Below are 20,142 nucleotides of genomic sequence, written 5' to 3'. Positions count from 1 at the left end.
CTTCTCTTTACTTTGAGATAGACGTTCTCTGATAGTTTTACGGAGATTCAAGAACGCCTGGGTACATCGTTTGTCGACGGATAGGTTGTTAGTCAAAAGCAAGTAAGGATTTGAGAATGTCACTGTCTTTGTCAAGAGTCGGTAGTTTTGATGCAGGCGAAAATGGCGCTGAGATTATCACCTACGATACTGGGCGAGAGCTTCTGTACGCTGTGTCTGGGGGCACGGAGCTCCAGGCTATTAGCATTGCCGATCCTACCGACCCTGTCTTGCAGGCATCGGTTGATATTGCTGATTTTACCCCTGGAACTATTGCAGGGGCCAACAGTATTGCCTTCAGCGAGAGCAGCGGCCTGATAGCCGTTGTCCTAGAGTCTGAGCCAGTCACTGATAACGGACTAGTTGTTGTTGTAGATCTCGCTGAGATTGAAGTGATATTCGCTACTGATGGTAGCCTAACTGCTGAGAACATCGCGGACGGGGTGAGAGTGTTTGAAGTAGGCGCACTACCTGATATGGTGACCTTTACACCTGATGGCTCTAAGATACTAGTGGCTAATGAAGGAGAGCCTAGTGAGGTAGTTGATTCGGAGGGTAATACTACCTTTATCGACCCGGAGGGCTCTATCAGCATTATCGATGTCTCTGGTGGGTTTGCCGCGCTCGATCCACAGACTGCGGTGTCTACGGCTGATTTTACCCGGTTTAACGGACGGGCCGCTGACCTGAGAGCAGACGGGGTTAGGCTTTTTCCTGATATTGAAGACAACGTCGCCAGCGATCTAGAGCCCGAATACATTGCGGTCTCACATGATGGTACGAAGGCGTTTGTGACTTTGCAAGAAAACAATGCGATCGCCATTGTCGATATTGAAACAGCAACTGTTGATGGCATTCAGCCTTTGGGACTAAAAGATTTTAGTCAGGGGTTGCCCAATTTGACGACCTACGATTTTGACCGTAGAGGAAACATCAACAATGGCAGCGGCGATTTGTTGACTTCAGAAGGAGACAATATTGAGCTGGGTGGGTTTTCTGGTTTGTTCTTTGATGGGGTCAACGAAGAGACCGGCAATCTAAAGTTTTTGGCTGTCCCCGACCGTGGCCCTAACGGAGACGCCGATGGTGATGATCGTCCTTTCTTACTACCGGACTACCAGGCAAGGGTCGTTGCTTTCGAGCTAAACGAGTCAACCGGCAATATTACTATTACCGGTGAGCTAATGCTAAAGCGAGATGATGGCACGCCGATTACGGGCCTGCCAAATATTCCTAACATCGACCGGCGAGCTGTGGATGCTTCAGGTAACCCGGTAGATTTAGAGGCGCTAGCTGAAATGGATGCGGCTGACTTTGGCGCTGACTATGACCGTATAGGTGCTGATCTTGAAAGTGTGCTTAGAGCACCGAACGGTAGCTTGTGGATGGTCGACGAGTACCGTCCTAGTATCTATAGATTCAACGAGAATAGTGGTGAGATAATTCGGCGCTATGTACCTGAAGGAACACGTAATCAGGCGAATGAAGCTAACCTGGACGCGAATTTTGAGAGAAGGTTTTTTGGTAAGGAGACGCTGCCAACCGACTATCGAACAAGAAGAGCAAATCGGGGCTTTGAGGGAGCCGCGTTTGATACTGACAACAATATCTTTTACGCCTTTATCCAAACGCCGTTAAGCAATCCTGACCGGGAAACAGACGATGATTCTAGCGTGATTAGAATATTGGGTATTGATCCTGATACGGGTACACCTGTTGCTGAATACCTTTACTTGCTAGAAGATCCTGAAGTCGGTAACACCGTCGATAAGATTGGCGATGCGGTGTATGCAGGAGACGGTAAGTTCTTTGTGATCGAGCGCGATTCTTCTTTGGAGAACAATGCTCAAAAGTTTATCTTCGAGGTTGATCTAAAAGGCGCTACTAATATCCTTAGCCAGCGTAGAATCGAGGGCGATACGCCAGAGGCGCTATCGCCTGATCAGCTAGCAGCACTAGGCGTTCAGCCAGTTACCAAACGGAAGGTGACTAACTTGGCTTCATTAGGCTATCTGCCTTCTGATAAACCGGAAGGAATTGCGCTATTGCCCGATGGTCGTATCGCTATACTCAACGACAATGATTTTGGTCTAGTAGAAGGCGCAGAGAATGTTCAGCTTGGAATTATCGATTTTGCGCTTAGCAATGGATTAGATGCGAGCGATCGCGATGGCAATACCGACAACGAAGACGAGTCTGACGATGGTGCAATCAACATCGATACTGAACCTGTCTTTGGTCTCTACATGCCTGATTCTATCGCTTCATTTGAAGCCAATGGTGAAACCTTCTACGTGATTGCAAACGAAGGTGATGATCGAGGGGATGCCGATGAAGCCGGTCGAGGGGAGGCTATTCGTCTAAAAGATATTAGCGATGTGGTCTCTTTCGATCGAAATGGACTGACCCTAGACGAGTCGATTGACCAGGCTCTGCTGGCGGACGATGAATTGGGCCGGCTGACTATCTCTTCGATCGATGGTGATACTGACGGCGATGGTGATATCGATCGACTGGTGACCTACGGCGGTCGCTCTTTTTCTGTTCTAGATAGCAATGGCAATCTGGTATTCGACAGTGGCGACCAGATTGCTCAGATTACTGCTGAGTTAGCGCCAGAGCTGTTCAATGCGAATGACGGTTCACCTACAGAGTTTGATACTCGCTCAGATAATAAAGGCGCCGAGCCAGAAGCGATTACTACCGGCGTAATTGATGGCACTCCTTATGCGTTTGTAGGACTAGAGCGAGCTGGCGGCGGGATCTTAGTCTTTGATCTATCTGATCCGAGCACGCCGAAGTTTGAACAATACATTCGTGATGATGCCGATATTGCTCCTGAAGGATTGGCTTTCATCTTAGCGGAAGATAGTCCTTCAGATCAGGCATTGCTCGCAGTTGCGAATGAGGTGTCGGCGACGGTGAGCATTCATGAAATTACACCGAGTGGCCCGGAGGATGCTGATTTTACTTTAGAACTGTTGCATTTAGCGGATCAAGAAGCTGGCATTCCAGCTCTGGACGATGCGCCTAATGCATCTGCGGTGCTAAATGCGCTGAAAGCCGATGAGCGCTTTGACAACACGCTGGTGCTCTCTTCGGGCGATGCGTTTATTCCTGGTTTATTCTTCTCTTCTTCTGAAGAGTCTTTTGGTGGGGTTGGCCGGGCTGATATCTTGATTCAGAACGAGCTAGGTATTCAGGCGATCGCCTTTGGCAATCACGAATTTGATGCCGGTACGGGGGTTGTTCGAGACTTGGTCGCAGGTGAAATTCTAGCCACAGGACTGGCGCTAAAAGAAACTCAACAAGTTGGGGATACCCCAGTTCCTGATACGGTTGCGATGGGTGAATTCAGCGCTAGCCTCAAAGGTAATCGCTTAACTATCTCAGGTGAATTTAGGGGCCTGACTAGTGAGTTGGCTCCTATGGGTGACGCTGATAGCGAAGGTAATCCCCCGAGCGCGATTCAACTTCGTACTGGCAATAATGGCTTCAACGGTCCTATTCTCAGGAATTTGACCGTAGAGTTGGATGACGAGGACACCTCTGCTGGCGAGTTTGCAGGCACGTTTGATCTCACTGACGCCGAGACTGCCAGATTTCTCGCAGATGGTACCTATGTCAACCTAAGCACCGCTGATAATCCCGCTGGCGAGCTGCGTGGACAAATTGATATCAACTTTGAAAGCCCCAACAGCGATGGTCTAGACTTCGCCGGTGCTAACTTCCCCTATCTGAGCAGTAACTTAGACTTTAGTACTGACGAAAATTTAGCTGATCTGGTAGTCGAAGACGACCAAGCGCCCAAATCAAACAGTATTGCCGCGACAACGGTGATTGATGTCAACGGTGAAAAGATTGGCGTTGTCGGTGCGACGACGCCAACCCTTCAAGCTATCTCTAACCCTGATGATGTCACTGTTTTGCCAGACGACTTCGATCCAGCACCGACTAGTGCTCAACTAGACGCGCTGGCGGTTGAAATTCAGACAGACGTAGACGAACTGCTTGCTGCTAACCCTGATATTAACAAGGTCGTTTTGCTATCACACATGCAGCAGATTTCTATTGAACGTGAGCTAGCTACTCGATTGCAGAATGTCGACATCATCGTAGCGGGTGGCTCTAACACCAGACTGGTAGATGAGAATGACATTTTACGCCCTGGAGATACCGACCAAGGCCCCTATCCCATCTTTGAAACTGACGCTGAAGGCAATCCAGTCGCGGTTGTTAATACGGACGGTAACTACAGGTACATTGGCCGTTTGGTACTCGACTTCAACGAAGAGGGCGTTTTGCTAACTGATAGCTACGACCCAGATGTCAGTGGCGCTTATGCTACAGATAGTGACGGCGTGGCACGTTTAGATGCTGAAGACCTGGTTGATCCTGAGATTCAGACAATTGTGGATGAGCTGCGCGAAGTCATTATTGCCAAAGAGAGTAATGTCTTTGGCGTGAGCGATGTGTATCTGAACGGTCTGCGTGGCAGCGTTCGAATTCAAGAAACAAACCTTGGTAATTTGACGGCGGATGCTAATTTGGCGATCGCTAAAGGAACCGATCCTGACGTGGTCATTTCCATTAAGAACGGCGGCGGTATCCGTGATGATATTGGCAGAGTAGTGGTTCCGGCTGGGGGAACAGGTGAAGCCGAAAGGTTACCCAATGAACCAGTGCCCGAAGCGAACAAGCCCGAGGGCGGAATCTCTGAAACGGATATCTCTAATGCGCTGAGTTTTAATAACGGACTCACACTACTAACGGTCACTGCTGAAGAGCTGCTTGAGATCATTGAATTTGGCGTCGGTGCTAGCAGCCCAGATGATGGCAATACTCAAGGACGCTTTCCCCAAGTGGCGGGGATTGAGTTCAGCTTTGATCTGACTCAGAGTCCAGGCGATCGCGTTCAATCTTTAGTGGTCTTAGATGAAGCGGGCAATGACGCCGATGTGATTGTTCAAGATAGCGAGCTAATGGGCGATCCTAGCCGCAGCTTTCGCTTGGTGACGCTAGGTTTCCTAGCAGGCGGAGGCGATGGCTATCCGTTTCCTATGGGCGAGAGGGCTGATGTTGTTGATATCTCGCTGCCTGTCGAAGCTGAGCGTACTGGCGGTGCGACTTTTGCCCCAGATGGCACTGAACAAGATGCCCTAGCTGAGTATCTCTTGAACAACTTTGCTACGGAAGAAAGCGCCTTTGCTGCTGCTGATACCTCACGCGCAAAGGATACTCGGCTGCAAAATCTCGCCTTTAGAGCAGATACTGTGATTGACGAGGTCGATGGTAGCGGAACTAGCTTCACGCCCGGCAACGGTGGCCGCACGGTTGAGCTGACAGCTCTTGATGGTGCTAGTGCAATCCGGCTTAGTCTAGACAATATCCAAGTCGAGAACGCTAGTGAGGTTAGGGTCTTTCGAGTTGGTGACAATAGCGATGAGCAAATAGGCGCATTCTCGATATTAGAAGCTGGGCTACTTAAAGGCAGCTTTGAACCTAGCTTTAGCGTGCACGCTAGCGAGGGCGATCGCCTTCGGTTTGAGATGGTTGCTAGTGAGAGCACGACTACTGGAACGGTGTCTATCGATGGCGATGGCAATGCTGCTTTGGCCTTTGGTGATACGACACTATCGTTAGAGATAGATAATGGTGTAGGCGTACCGAATCTGGTGGTTGACAGCGAGGATAATGACGGCGCCGCAGCGCTTGACTTTACAAGTCAAAGCGGAAATTCTAACGTCAGGTTCTCATTCTTCCGCGAGGCCGGTTTCGACAGCACTGTCGGTCTTTATGTGATTGACGATCTGACCGGACAAGTTACCTTTGAGGGTGAGACTTTCCAGGTTAGCGACGATGGATACGCGGCAGCGGCGTTGGGTAGAGCCGTTGAAGGGCTTGCACTTTCGACTAATGACAATGGGTTTGCAACCGTTGATGCGGTGATTAGCAGCGATCTGTTCGGTACCTACATCACCGTAGAAGATCCTAACTTTGCAAACCCTCAAACCTACTTCTCGTTCTTGGGCGCTAACAACGGCAGAGATCACGTGACTCTTCTAGGCGACAATGCAATTGGCTTTGAAGATCTGCCAGGGCTGGGCGATGCTGACTTTAACGACATCGTAGTTTCATTCGCTGTAGAACCTTTCAACGCTCTGCGATAGATGGCTTTGTTTTACTTTGGCAGCGCTAGAAATCACTAAAAAATAAGGAGCTTTCCAAACACCGGCGGTTGCTAATCGATTACTTTGCATAGACTAGTAAGTGTTGGTCTATCGAATTTGGACGCTATCCATCGTGGCACGTATTGTTTTAATCGCTGGGTTCGAAGCCTTCAATACGAACTTGTATGAACAGGCTGCGGCTAAAGCGCGCCGACCTGATCTAGATATTCAGGTGTTTTGCGATCGCGATCTCACCACGCAACCCCAGGCGATCGCCGAAGCGCTGGCTGAGGCGGATATCTTTTTTGCCAGCTTGATTTTCGACTACGACCAGGTGATCTGGCTACGTGAGCGTGTCAAGCAGATTCCCACTCGCCTGATTTTTGAATCTGCCCTCGAACTGATGGCGCTTACCCAGCTAGGAAAGTTTGCGATAGGGCCAAAAAAAGGCCAGAAGAAGGCTGGTATGCCTAAGCCTGTTCAATTTATTCTCAACAAGTTTGGCAGCGGTAATGAAGAAGATCGGCTAGCAGGCTACCTGAGCTTTCTCAAAGTCGGACCCAAACTGCTGAAATATGTTCCGGCGCGCAAGGTTCAAGATCTGCGCAACTGGCTGATCATCTATGGGTATTGGAATGCGGGTGGCTCTGAAAACGTTACTGCCCTGTTCAACCTTCTAGCTAGTAAGTATCTGGGCCTGCCTGTAGGCGAGATTCCTACGGTAATTGAAACGCCTAATATGGGCCTTTTGCATCCAGAGTATGAGGGCTATTTTGACTCTCCTCAAGCTTATATGCAGTGGTATGAGGAAGCGCACGAAAGCGTTAAACGTCCTAGCGTTGCTATCTTGCTTTATCGCAAGCATGTGATTACTCACCAGCCGTATATTCCTCAGCTCATTCGCTGTTTTGAGCAGGCGAATCTAACGCCGGTGCCGATTTTTATTAATGGGGTAGAAGGGCACGTTGCTGTTCGTGATTGGATGACAACAGATTACGAACAGGCGCAGCGAGCGCTAGGAGACAAAGCCTGTCTTTCGCTGGCTTCAGAAGCTGTGAAAGTTGATGCGATTGTCTCGACAATTGGGTTTCCTTTAGTAGGTGGGCCTGCTGGCTCTATGGAAGCGGGGCGGCAGGTCGCCGTGGCTAAGCGAATATTAGCGGCTAAAAATGTTCCCTATATCGTATCAGCCCCCTTGCTCATTCAAGATGTTCATTCTTGGACTCGCAAAGGCATTGGTGGGCTACAAAGTGTAGTGCTATACGCTTTGCCAGAACTTGATGGTGCGATTGATCCTGTGCCATTAGGCGGGTTGGTGGGCGATCGCATTTATCTAGTGCCCGAACGGGTAAACCGCTTAATCGGTCGTCTGGATCAATGGATCGCGCTGAGGCGAAAGCCGCCAGCCGAGCGAAAGCTAGCGGTGATTCTCTACGGATTTCCCCCTGGATATGGCGCAACCGGCACAGCTGCTCTGTTGAATGTCCCAGCATCACTTATCAACTTGTTGAAGGCGTTAAGAGACGAGGGCTATGAAGTAGGAGACTTCCCGGAGAGCGGGGAAGAGATTGTTAATCAGGTGAAGGCAGCTGATGAGTGGATGCCGGGGATAGATAGTGCGAGAACTATGCCCACAACGGTATCTGCAGACCGGCTTCAAGAGTGGCTAGGCTATTTGCAAAAGACAAAGATTGAGCGCCAATGGAAGTCGCTTACTGAGACGGGAATTAAAACCTTTAAAGATGATTTCTTGTTAGGGGGCGTGCAGTTTGGCAACGTCTGGATCGGGGTGCAGCCGCCGCTAGGGATTGCTGGCGATCCGATGCGGTTGATGTTTGAAAGAGATCTCACGCCGCATCCTCAGTACGCGGCGTTTTATAGCTGGCTAAAAGAAGACTTTCGAGCAGACGCCGTTGTCCATTTTGGCATGCACGGTACGGTAGAGTGGCTACCGGGTTCGCCGCTGGGCAATACGGGCTATTCTTGGTCGGACATTTTGTTGGGTAATCTGCCTAATCTCTATGTCTACGCTGCTAATAATCCATCGGAGTCAATACTCGCAAAGCGGCGGGGCTATGGCGTACTGATCTCACACAATGTGCCTCCCTATGGCCGAGCCGGGCTGTATAAGGAACTGTTGAGTCTGCGGGAGTTAATTGCTGAGTATCGAGAGAATCCGGAGGCGAATGCAGTACTCAAAGAAGCTATATGTAAGCAGATTGTAGATGCCGGGCTAGAGGCAGACTGTCCGTTTGCGGCTGCGCGTAATTTGGGAATTGAGTTCTCTGCCCACACGCTGAAAATGTTTAGTCCAGCAGTGTTTGATGAGTATCTAGGAGTACTGTATCAATATTTGCAAACACTTGAGAATCGGCTGTTTTCGTCAGGATTGCATGTGTTGGGAGAAACACCGACAGAAGAAGAGTTGGAAAGTTATTTAGAGGCTTATTTTGGCGATCGCTATACCGAGCCATTCAAGGGGGCGATCGCACGCTCTTTGGAGGACTCTACAACACCCATATCTCATAACAAAGATAGACATAAAGACAAACAATTAGTAGACCAACAGTTAGAAGAAGCCCTGCTCATTCGCGATCGCCTGCTGCAAACGCCCGATGAACTGACCAATCTGTTGCGAGGGCTCAACGGAGAATATATTCTCCCTGCGCCTGGGGGCGATCTGTTGCGAGATGGTCCTGGTGTACTGCCGACCGGTCGTAATATTCATGCGCTCGATCCTTATCGGATGCCGTCGCCTGCTGCCTACGAACGGGGCAGAGCGATCGCTCAAAAAATTCTTTCTCAAGCGTTAGCAGAAACAGGTCATTACCCTGAAACCGTTGCCGTGATGCTCTGGGGCCTTGATGCTATCAAGACTAAGGGAGAATCTCTCGGTATATTACTAGAACTTGTCGGCGCAATCCCTATCAAAGAGAGCACGGGGCGAATCGTTCGCTACGACTTGCGGCCTCTAGTCGAACTCAATCGTCCGCGTATCGACGTGCTGGCTAATCTATCTGGCATTTTTCGCGATAGCTTTGTGAATATCCTAGAACTGTTGGATGATTTGTTCAGGCGGGCGGCTGAAGCCGATGAACCAATTGAACAAAACTTTATTCGCAAACACGCGCTTGCTTTACAAGACAAAGGGGTAGAGAATGCTTCGGCTAGACTGTTCTCTAATCCTGCTGGAGACTATGGTTCATTGGTAAATGATCGAGTCGTCGATTCGAATTGGGAGTCGGGAGACGATTTGGGCAAGACCTGGTGCGATCGCAATACCTTCAGCTATGGCCGCCAAGACGCGGGCCAGTCTCGTCCTGAAATTCTGGATATGCTACTCAACAGTACTGGCCGGATTGTGCAACAAATTGACTCTGTAGAATATGGCCTGACCGATATTCAAGAATACTACGCGAACACTGGCGCTCTTAAGCAAGCCGCCGAGGCTCGTCAAAATCAGCGGGTAACGGCTAGCTTTGTTGAAAGCTTCTCTAAAGACACCTCACCTAGAAAGCTGGAAGACCTACTGCGAATGGAATACCGCACCAAGTTTCTTAATCCAAAATGGGCGAAGGCGATGGCTGACCAGGGTGCGGGTGGAGCCTACGAAATCTCGCAGCGGATGACAGCGCTAGTTGGCTGGGGTGGCACGGCTCGATTTAAAGATGACTGGGTCTATGACCAGGCAGCGCAGACGTATGCGTTTGACGCTGAGATGGCGGCCCAGCTACGACAGGCAAACCCAGAGGCTTTTCGTAATTTGGTTGGGCGAATGATTGAAGCTCATGGGCGAGGATTGTGGAATACCGACGAAGAACAGTTAGAGAAACTTCAATCTTTGTATGACTTGGCCGATCAGGATCTAGAAGGCGTCAGCGTCTAGCCGCTCACCAGAAACCTAACGCCAGTGACCCTCTCTTGCATCACGAACTAGTGCATCACTGAAACTGTTGTGGGCATTGGTGGCTTGGTAGGTACAGGTGAATGACTCCGGTACAAAGCTGCCAAGCGCTGTTCATAGTTTGAAAGGTCTGAGGCAATACGGTCGAAAATCTCTGCAGATAATGGATCGCTTAGCTGGTTGCATAATCGATAAGCATCGACCATACCTGTTTGTAGATCGCCCAGCGTCCGCCGGATGATGGAGGTCTCATTGCTAGATTGAAGCCAGCTCTGTAGTACGGCCAATGCTTCACCACCTAGTGCCTGCCAGGCCACAAGCTCACCAAAGCCGCTATGTAGGCGATCTTGGAGCTGTTGAATGTGTTTGTGTTTGCTATCGACAATCTCTGTCAAAATTGAAACTAGCTCAGGTGATCTGGCCCGATAGCTATATTGTTTTATTTGCTCAAGCGTATAGCGCTCACCGATGATGGCCGTATCTAGCGCCTTGACTATATCGAGCCGGCTTGAACCGCCCCAAGATTCGCCTAGTGCCCACCATTCATGACTTTCTAGGTGGTTTGTTAGAGGTAGCTTCTTCCGAGTAATCGAAATCTCTAATACCCTAAATAGGGTAGTCATTAAAATGGGCAAATCACCTGGACGGCGAGCGGTGATAATGGGGCTATCGACCGCAGTTGGCGTATCAATATAGGTTGCGCCCGCGTTTTCTAAGTCTGTTCTAATTGCTCTAAAACCTGTAACCTGTTTTCCTGTAAGCTGGCCAGTTTCGATTAGAATTTGAGGACCAAAGCCTATTGCGACTATCCATTTATTGAGGGCAATTGCATTTTGAATCAACGTCACTACATTGGGGTTTACTCGGTTGCTACCGCCTAACAAGATAAAAGCGTCAAAGTCTTCAGCGTTGACTTCTGCGGGGGTGGCGTCGGGGGTTACGGTAAGGGTGCCATGATGCCCCTTATAGTCATCATTCATCCGTGCGCCCAATACCGTTACTATCGCACCTGCTTGCTTTAGGGCAGTATTTGGAATCTTGAAGTTAACGTCTTCGAACTCATTCTCTACTAGGATTGCAATTTGTTTGCTTGGGTTTTCGTTTTTGCTTGTCATTGTTCGATTTTGTCCTACAGCGCTAATTCACAAAGCCGTTTAGTCATAGCATTGCTTATCTTTGAGAATAACTATCAAACTTGAGGATTTGTTGAAGATAGACAATTGAATCAGAAATTAATCGCCTATAGATCGGCAAAGAACAGCTAGCTAAAAAGAAATCTCAGAAGAATTCTCACGAAACGTAAAATTTGCTCATTGCTTTAGTCTGTACGTTCTAGTATCAAAGAAAGTCTTTGTAAACGCTGCTATCGGGAGAGAAGATATGACTACTCGAAAAGATTCAGTTAATAGCGATCAAGACAAGATGGACAAGATACCGTCTCACTACGATCCGCATCTTGTCCCTTCTGAGACGGCCGCTAGAGAAGCTAGAGAAGGTACCCGTTTTGCACAGGTAGAACATGACGATGCCAAAGACACAGAGCATATTCATACGCGCGATGGCTATACAGTTGATCCAGAAGGACTGATCAATAATTATGCCGTTGAACCGCCTATGTACGTTAATGAGCCGGGCGATCTAGCAGAAGAAGAAGAGATCGTTGCTCAGCAAAGAGCCGCTGAGCGTGATGCGCTATCAAAGGATGAGGAGGGTAATTTATCTCCAAAAACAAACTGGCAACATAAAGGTCCTGGGATGATTTGATCCGAGTTCTGTATGGCTACTTCACTGTGACGTCTTTCATGCTGAAGTACATATGCGATTTGTACTTAATGAATTTCTATATGCACGGGTAGAAGCCTTGTAGAACAACGGCTAGAACAACAGGCATAGTAACAAGCGTTTCACAGATGCATCCGTGAAACGCTCTGAAACGCTGTATTTATGACTGTGTGTTTGATGCTGCGCTCGAATCTACTGCGATTGGGCTTATAACTTGAGCCCATAACAATGTTACGACGCATCACAACGCATCGTAATGTTACCTCGGAGTAAGCTCATTCTTGGCTTTCTTTTCTCCTTTTTTTCTCTACTGGCTTTTTGAACCTGTTTTCTGTTCATTCATTCTCACTGACGCGCTTTTCTAGCGCACTCCTTTATCACCACACTCCACACTAGACTCTCTTAAGACTCCCTTAGCCCTGCCCAGACTTAGGTTAAAGCAATAGTTTGAGGAAGTTGTGAAGTAAACTCGCTTGTCTAGAGCAAGTGAATGAATTATCTTACTTGGTCTACAGAAAGCTAATTATTCGGTTTTCTTAGTTCTTGTAGACACAATTCTCATAGTTAGTTAATCAGCTCTAGTGGTTGCCTGATTAGGCTTAGCTACATCATCACTGTACTCCGGTAGCTAACTATGACATTTACTCAATCAATTCTGTTTGCAAGTGGGGTGATCTCAGCGCTGCTTGTGACTGCAACGTATCAAACCCCTGTTACTTCCCGAACAGCTCAGTCTCAATCAGTGTTGCTAGCACAAGCTACAACTGATCAGCTACCTCAGTTACCTCAATCGGGGCTAGCAAATACGTTTATTCCAGCAGATGCTTCGCTTGGTCGAACGCCGATGATGATGATGCCGATCGATGAGGGACGGGTGAGTGTCTCTCTAGAGAATGCGACGGCTGCTCCACTGATTTATCAGGCTTTAGGGGATACTGAGCCTCGAACCTTAGCGGCAGGTAGCGATAGCGGCAGGTAGCGATATTACTCTGTCAAATCTTCATGTCCCTACGACGGTAACTTTCTCTTTTGAAAATATAACGAGAAATCGATTGACAAAGAGTGGATTGACAACAGCCGAAGTGAGTTCTGTTGAAGATGGTACGCTGAAATTGGTGGTTCAACCTACTGATGACCTGGATACGGAAGTTAGTAATCTGACTGTTGAGTCAGGGGGTGGGGTGTTTGTGTTTTAGCGTTCTAATCTATTTGCGATCTAGGTCTAATAGTGATCTAATCGTCTAGTCGGATTAAGCCCCTTTTGAGGGCGACGATGACGGCCTGGGTGCGGTCATGGACGCCTAATTTTTGAAAGATATGATTGACGTGAAACTTGACGGTGCCTTCAGAGATATGCAGCGCTTTGGCTAGACTGGCATTGCCGCTGCCAAATGCTAGCAGGTTGAGCACTTCGCGCTCGCGTTCGGTAAGCTCTTCAGTAGTCATTCTATCGGCGAGCTTTAGCGCTACATTAGCAGGCAGATAGCGCTTGCCACCGTGGACAGTGCGAACGGCCTTTACTAGGTCTTCAAAGTCGGCGTCTTTGAGGACGTAGCCTCTGGCTCCGGCTTGTAAGCCTCGATAGATATCTTCATCGGTGTCGTAGGTGGTCAAGATAATGATCTGAGCTTTGGGGTTGCTTTGGCGGATGCGCTGGATTGCTTCGACGCCTTCTAGTTGCGGCATTCGCAAGTCCATCAGGGTGATATCGGGCTGATGAGTTTGATACAGACTCACTGCCTCGATGCCATCTTTGGCTTCGGCGACTACTGTGAGATCTTCTTGTAGCTCTAGGATGGAGACGATAGCCTGGCGGACAATACCGTGGTCTTCGGCGATGAGAAGGGTGATGGGCTCGGTGGTATTTGACGTGGTATCTGACATAGAAGCGATCGCTAGGGATTAGTTTTATCTTGTTGGATCGGTGGGTTGGCTGTCTAACCTTTTGCGGAAAGTCGACTTGCAAGAAACAGACGATGGGGTACAAAGGTGCTTGCTGCTGACGCGATCGCAGCTATGGCGGCTGGATAGCAGGGGGTGGAACAGACGGCGCTGTGGGAAAGGGCACGGTGACTTCTATGGTTGTGCCTACGCCGGGGCTGCTCGATAGCTGAAATGTGCCGTGAAACCGGGCGACTCGTTCTCGGATGCCGACGAGGCCAAAGCCACTGCCGGCTTGTGAGCTGGGCGTAAATCCAATGCCGTCGTCGACGATGCGGAGCTGAATTTCTCTGGGCTCGAAGGCTAGGGTGAGATCGATTTGGGTGGCCTGGGCGTGGCGCAGGGCGTTGGTGATGGCTTCTTGGCTGATGCGTAGCAAGTGGAGCTGGATATCGTCGGGTAGGGGTTCGGGGGTGCCTTCGAGATAGAACTGGGTGTCGAGGTGGGTGTCGTGGTTGATTTGGTTGAGAACCTTGCGCAGGGCAGTGGGTAGGGTGTCGGTTTCTAGCGCCTGGGAGCGGAGGGCGCGAACAGAGCGGCGAGCTTCGGAGAGTCCTTGGCGAGAGAGATCGCGGGCGCGGAGGATAAAGGTTTGGGTTTGATCGAAGGCGGGGGGAAGCGGATCACGCTCGGCGGCAACCGAGGCGGCGGCTTTGGTGAGGGCACTGCGGGCAGCTTCGAGCTGAAGCGACACGCCGGTGAAGGCTTGGGCGAGGGTGTCGTGAATTTCGCGGGCGAGGCGGTTGCGTTCTTCGGTGAGGGCAACTGAGAGGGCGGCGGCTTTGCTTTGGTCGGCGAGCTGGGTGAGGTGAATGGAGAGGGTGGCTTGGTTGGTGAGGGCTTGGATGAATTCGATTTGTTCGGTGGTGAGGATAGCGATGCTGCGGAAGGCAAAGCCGATAAGGCCGATGGGTTGGCTACCAACTTTTAGGCAGATACAAGCTGCTGATTGGTGGCCTCTAGCTTCGTGCCACTCTAGGGTGGTCGGCCAATAGAAGTCAGTGACATCCCGACGAATTTCGTCAAATATGAGTGGTTCGCGCGAAGCCGTCATCATTTGCCATGCATCGGTGATGTCTGTGGGAAAAGGCTGATAGAAGAGTTCGGGATCGTTGGGAGCATGGCCGAGATAGACCTGATCGTCTTGGACAGCGATGTGTGATCGCAAGGTATCGGTGGCTTCGTCATACAAAAACAGATGCGTATCGTCGGCGCCAATTTGCTCAACAATTTGGGTGAGAATCTGGCCAAGGAAGCGATCGAGTTCTGGCTCGGTGGTTAGGACATCTAGGGTTTGGCTTAGGGCCTGATTGGTTTTAGTGAGTTCGGCAGCTCTGGCACTGGCGGCTTTTTCTTGTGCTTGCAAGACGGCGGCCTGCTTAGCTTCTTCGCCGAGGCGGGTGAGATGAATAGCTAAGGTGGCTTGGTTGATCAGGGCCTGGATGAATTCGAGCTGCTCTTCGGTGAGGGTGCTGCGATCGCAAAACGCAAAGCCGACTAGGCCGATGGGCTGACTGCCGACTTTGAGGCAAAAGCAAGTGGCTGACTGATGCCCTCTCGCTTCGTGCCACGGCTGTACAGTTGGCCAGGTGTATTGAACGCTATCTGGATCGTGGGTCTCTAGGGTGATGGGAACAGATAGCTCGATTGCGATTTGCCAGGTGGGGGTGATGTTGGCAGGGAAGGGCTGATGGAAGAGGGGGGGCGCATCGGGGACATAGCCGCGATAGATCTGGTCGTCTTGGACAGCGATGTGCGATCGCAAGGTATCGGTGGCTTCGTCATACAAAAACAGATGCGTATCGTCAGCGCCAATTTGCTCAACAATTTGGGTGAGAATTTGCCCGAGGAAGCGATCAAGTTCTGGCTCGGTGGTCAGGGCGTCTAGGGTTTGGCTTAGGGCTTGGTTGGTTTTAGCCAGTTCGGCAGCTCTGGCACTGGCGGCTTTTTCTTGTGCTTGCAAGACGGCGGCTTGCTTGGCTTCTTCTCCAAGGCGGGTGAGTTGAATGGCGACAATCGCTTGATTTGCCAGCGCCTGTATGAACTCTAGCTGCTCATCGGAGAGGAAAGTGCGGTTGTAGAATGCAAAACCGATGTAGCCGATGGGCTGATCGCCGGCTTTCATAGGAATGCAGGTGAGCGCCTTGTGTCCCTGACTTCTGTGCCATTCAACTGTATTTGGCCACCAGATAGTTTCGTCAAAAGGCTGTGCGTCGTCATAGGTGAGGGGCTGAGATGAATTGATCATGAGCTCCCACGCAGTCGTAATATCTGCCGGAACCGGGTGACGTAATACTTCAGGATCACTGGGGCCTGTGCCTAGATAAAATTCACCGTCCTGAACGGCGACGCGCTGGGTGAGGGTATGCGTAGGGGCGTCGTAGAGGAACAAATGTGCTTTGCAGGCTTCGACTTGGTTAGACATTTCGGCTAGGATGTAGCCTAAAAATTCGTCTAGCTTGGGGCGGGCGGCTAGGTTGGTGAGGGTTTGGCCAATCGATTCATTGGCTTTGGCAAGTTCTGCGGCGCGATCACGGGCAGCCTTCTCTTGCTCTTGCAAGATAGCGGCTTGCTTAGCTTCTTCGGCGAGGCGAGTGAGCTGGATAGAAAGCGTCGCTTGATTAGTGAGGGCTTGAATGAATTCGAGCTGTTCGTCAGTGAGTACGGCAATATGTCGAAAGGCAAAGCCGATAAAGCCGATAGGTTTATTGCCGATTCTCATACAGGCGCAGGTCGCAGCGCGATGCCCTTCGGCACGATGCCAGGGAAGTGATTCTGGCCACCAAAGCTCAGCGCTACCGGGGTTGCTCTCGTCTAGTGTCCAAGGCTTAGGCGAGTTGACAATATGTTCCCAAGCAGGTGACAAATCGACTGGAATAGGGTGACGAAATAGATCAGGATGATTCGGAGCCGAGCCTTTGAAGGCTTGTCCGTCTTCAACAGCAATATGCTGATTCAACGTATCTGTTTCTTTGTCATATAGAAACAAATGTGCTTTGCAGGCTTCGATAGGTTCGCTAATCTTGATCAGGATCTGGCCGAGAAATTCGTCTAACTCTGGGGTTTCAGTCAGGGTTGTAAGCGTTTGCGCGATCGCCTCGTTTGTTTTCGCTAGTTCTGCAGCCCGCGCCTCTGTCGCTTTCTCTTGTTCTTGTAAAATAGCGGCCTGCTTGGCTTCTTCCGCGAGGTGTGTCAGGTGAATTGCCAAAGTCGCCTGATTAGCTAGCGCCTGAACAAGTTCGAGTTTTTCATCAGAAAATACTATCTGCTCTCTAAAACAGAAACCGATGAAGCCAAGCGGAATATTACCCACTTTCAGCCGAGCACAGGCAAGCTGACGATGCCCTTCGCTAATGTGCCAAGCGACAGTATCTTCCCACCACAAGTCTACTGGGTTTTCTTCAGGTGCTCCCGTCTCAGCAAACGTTATTGGCTGAGGGGATTCAACAATAAGCCGCCAGATATCTGTTATATCCGCTGGAAATGGATGTCTTAGCATTTCAGCATCGCGAGGAACTGGGCCGATATAGGCTTTTCCATCTTGAACATGCACATGACGACGCAGCATGTTCGATTCGGCCTCATATAAAAACAATCCTGTGTTATGAGCACCCACAATTTCAGAGAGTTCTTGCACTAGTAAACAGAGAAAGTTGTCTAATTCTGGGTTCGCTGCAAGTGTCTCCAGCGTTCTACTAACAGCTTCATTAGTTTTTGCCAGTTCTGCTGCTCTTTCGCGGGCGGCTTTCTCTCTCTCTGCTAAAACTGCTTTTTCAGCTTTATTTTGCCGGATCTGCGCCTGATGAATCGCACTCCCCACACAGGTTGCCGCTGTTTGAAACACCGCTAGCTCCGGGGCTGCTAGCTGCTTCTCCTCATGGCAGTAGTCCATAGCTACAATGCCCCACAGCAGTCCATCGATGAAAATAGGCACCGAGTAGGTTGATAACACACCGAGCGCCGTTTGTCCGCTTCGCGCTGGCTCTGCCATATTAGAGACATTGCCACCGATGCATTCACCTTTCAAGAACTGATCAAACCAATCCTCTAAGCCCGCTGCCGAAATAACCTGTAGCTCAGAGTCTTCTTTTTGAGACCGGATGCCTGCTGCGCCCCACTCGTAGAGAGATTTCATGGCACCTAACGGATGGCTGTCATGATCGGCAAGATAGCGCATCACAGAGAGGCGATCGCACTCCAAATTCTCTCCAATCGTCGCCAGTGCCGCATCCACACTCGCCGCCACATCGGTAGCCGAAAGCAGTTTGTTCGCCGCAGCAGCAGTCGTTTGTAGCCAGCGATCGCGTACCTTCAATACTTTATTCGCCGCTTCTAACTCGTCCGCTCTCGCTGCCCGCTCTTTCCCAATCAGCGCCGTGCGCTCTGCTTGCTCTCGGGCTTGTTGAATGCAATCGCGCTCAATGGTGCTACCAATACAGTTCGCTAACGTCTTGAGCGCTTCAAGTTCCGATTCACTGCGGCGCGTTTTCCGATGGCAATCGTCGAGGCCCAGAATTCCCCAACATTGACCTGAGACATGCACTGGAATTGAGTAGGTAGATTGTACGCCTAGTTCTATTTGGATGCTACGAAAGGGTTCTGCTAGGTCATCTACTACGCCACCGAAGATTCTGCCACTTTCAATCATCTCAAAGACAAGCTCTATACCCTCGTTAGTAATCCTTGAGAATTCTGGATGTGCTGCCTGGATAATAGTGTCAGATACATTCCATTCATACAGAAACTGGATATTATCTACCTCTTCAAAAGATGTTGCTTTAAAGTACTTGCCCAAATTAACGCGATCAACATCTAACCCTTCACCCACGATTTTCAGCGCCTCATTCACCGCGCTCTCAAAATCGTTATTCACCAGCATCACGTTCGCTGCTGCCGCCGTCGCTTCGAGAATGCGATCGCGCTCTGCCAAAGCTTGGTTATGCGCTGCTATCTGAGCCATACGGGCTTTTTGATTGCGATCGCGCTCAATCGCACTGCCCACACAACCCGCCGCCGTCTCTAATACTGCTATCTCCGCCTCGCTCCACACCCGCTCAATCGTGCAATCATCGAATCCTAAAACTCCCCACCACAGACCCTGTACGTATATGGGGACAGCCAACATAGAAAGAGCTGAAATTTTTTCATTCAACTCTCTTGCGTCATCTCTAAGCTCGCGCGTTAAAAACTGGATAGTCTGTCCGTCAAAGAACGGTTTCACTATTTCAGATGGGAAAGATGCCATTGCAATAGGAATATCTTCTCCTGCGACTTCTGAGCCAAGTGGAATGCTACAAGTTGTCCATTCATAAGGAATATCCCAAAACACTTCGTCAGGCCCATTCGGGTACACATTCTCAAACACATATACCCGATCTTGCCGTGTCCCTTCCCCTAAAATTCGCAGTGCCTGCGCGATCGCCTCATTCAAATTCTCATTCGCCACTAATACCTGCGCCGCACCGTTCACACTATCGAGCAGCGCATCCCGGCTCCGCAGCGTCTCTACACTGCCCCGTCGCTGCAACGCTGCCGCAAAGGTCGCCGCCGCCGTCTCTAGCACCGCAATCTCCGTCTCGCCCCATACCCGCTCTGTGGTGCAGTCATCAAAGCCAAAACTGCCCCAATACTCGCCTTCTATAAAGATCGGCACCGTCAGCACCGACAGCGCCTGATCGACATCCTGCAAAGCTTGTCCCTTCGCTGACATCTCCCTTTTTAGCTTTTGAACTGGCTCACCCGCCTTCAGCGCTTGTATCCACTCGCTAAATCCCTCAATCTCGCCATACACCATCGGAAAACGCCCTGGTACGTCCCGGTGGAGAGGTACACCCGGAAGCGTCCATTCATAAGGACAAGTAGCAAATTCTGGTGCAGTGTCTGTCGCTGAATGATGCTGCAGAACGAAAATACGATCAATATTTGCAGAGCGGGCGAGTGTCTCTAAGGTACCATTAACTGCCGCGTCAAAATCTTCAATGGCCAATAGCTTTCGAGCCGCCTCTGCCACACCTGCTAGTAAATGGGGCGATCGCGTCACGTCTGCTGGATAGTCTGTACTAGTCATGTGCTGACGAGCATTCTGCGGGTTGGAAGGAGCCATGAGTGAATCAGGCGATCGCGGCGCTACATATAGATGATGCTACCGTACAGCTCGATAATGGAACCTAGACGATCGATAGGGAGCGAACCTTGTCTACAGAATAAGTCCAGAGCTTTTGGACTAACAAACGACACCGTTAGATCTTACGAACAGTATGTCCACTATGTTTCGCAGTTGATGATATTACTTTTTACGCCGACAGC

The 20,142-nt window shown here is 50.0% G+C and carries 8 protein-coding genes; 5 read left to right on the top strand and 3 right to left on the bottom strand.

The window, feature by feature from the left end; all coding sequences use genetic code 11:
- Positions 1-116 precede the first annotated feature (116 nt).
- Both S7335_RS28450 and bchH read left to right on the top strand, forming a co-directional pair.
- A complete protein-coding gene (locus S7335_RS28450) occupies positions 117-6,209 on the top strand; it encodes an esterase-like activity of phytase family protein (protein ID WP_198011377.1) in 6,093 nt (2,030 codons plus the stop codon).
- Positions 6,210-6,342: 133 nt separating this feature from the next.
- The gene (bchH, locus tag S7335_RS15030; protein ID WP_006457105.1) at positions 6,343-10,095 is read left to right on the top strand and encodes a magnesium chelatase subunit H; all 3,753 of its coding nucleotides are present in this window, start codon (positions 6,343-6,345) and stop codon (positions 10,093-10,095) included.
- A gap of 47 nt (positions 10,096-10,142) precedes the next feature.
- Here the strand turns inward: bchH and S7335_RS15025 are convergent, their stop codons facing one another.
- A complete protein-coding gene (locus S7335_RS15025) occupies positions 10,143-11,228 on the bottom strand; it encodes a DJ-1/PfpI family protein (RefSeq protein WP_006457437.1) in 1,086 nt (361 codons plus the stop codon).
- A gap of 265 nt (positions 11,229-11,493) precedes the next feature.
- On the opposite strand from S7335_RS15025, the gene S7335_RS15020 reads away from it, so the two are divergent.
- From S7335_RS15020 to S7335_RS27860, 3 genes are all read left to right on the top strand, one after another.
- Positions 11,494-11,877, top strand: coding sequence for a hypothetical protein (locus S7335_RS15020; protein WP_006457099.1), 384 nt, complete (start codon positions 11,494-11,496; stop codon positions 11,875-11,877).
- 652 nt (positions 11,878-12,529) lie between these two features.
- Positions 12,530-12,874, top strand: coding sequence for a hypothetical protein (locus tag S7335_RS15015; RefSeq protein ID WP_006453492.1), 345 nt, complete (start codon positions 12,530-12,532; stop codon positions 12,872-12,874).
- 73 nt (positions 12,875-12,947) lie between these two features.
- A complete protein-coding gene (locus tag S7335_RS27860) occupies positions 12,948-13,091 on the top strand; it encodes a hypothetical protein (protein ID WP_157620266.1) in 144 nt (47 codons plus the stop codon).
- Between the two features lie 37 nt (positions 13,092-13,128).
- Here the strand turns inward: S7335_RS27860 and S7335_RS15010 are convergent, their stop codons facing one another.
- Both S7335_RS15010 and S7335_RS15005 read right to left on the bottom strand, forming a co-directional pair.
- Positions 13,129-13,779 carry a response regulator transcription factor gene (locus S7335_RS15010; RefSeq protein ID WP_006457165.1) on the bottom strand — a complete coding sequence of 217 codons (651 nt, stop codon included), beginning with the start codon at positions 13,777-13,779 and terminating at the stop codon, positions 13,129-13,131.
- A 130-nt stretch (positions 13,780-13,909) separates the two neighbouring features.
- On the bottom strand, positions 13,910-19,939 hold the full coding sequence (locus S7335_RS15005) for a GAF domain-containing protein (protein WP_006457015.1): 6,030 nt from the start codon (positions 19,937-19,939) through the stop codon (positions 13,910-13,912).
- Between the last annotated feature and the right edge of the window lie 203 nt (positions 19,940-20,142).

The organism is Synechococcus sp. PCC 7335, from assembly GCF_000155595.1.
Lineage (GTDB): Bacteria > Cyanobacteriota > Cyanobacteriia > Phormidesmidales > Phormidesmidaceae > Phormidesmis.
This window is presented reverse-complemented; position numbering and strand designations above follow the sequence as displayed.

What these genes read in the sequence shown, in the direction of transcription:
- S7335_RS28450 (WP_198011377.1), top strand. Translation starts at nt 117, where the DNA reads ATGTCACTGTCTTTGTCAAGAGTCGGTAGTTTTGATGCAGGCGAAAAT.
- S7335_RS15025 (WP_006457437.1), bottom strand. Translation starts at nt 11,228, where the DNA reads ATGACAAGCAAAAACGAAAACCCAAGCAAACAAATTGCAATCCTAGTA.
- S7335_RS15020 (WP_006457099.1), top strand. Translation starts at nt 11,494, where the DNA reads ATGACTACTCGAAAAGATTCAGTTAATAGCGATCAAGACAAGATGGAC.
- S7335_RS15015 (WP_006453492.1), top strand. Translation starts at nt 12,530, where the DNA reads ATGACATTTACTCAATCAATTCTGTTTGCAAGTGGGGTGATCTCAGCG.
- S7335_RS15010 (WP_006457165.1), bottom strand. Translation starts at nt 13,779, where the DNA reads ATGTCAGATACCACGTCAAATACCACCGAGCCCATCACCCTTCTCATC.
- S7335_RS15005 (WP_006457015.1), bottom strand. Translation starts at nt 19,939, where the DNA reads ATGGCTCCTTCCAACCCGCAGAATGCTCGTCAGCACATGACTAGTACA.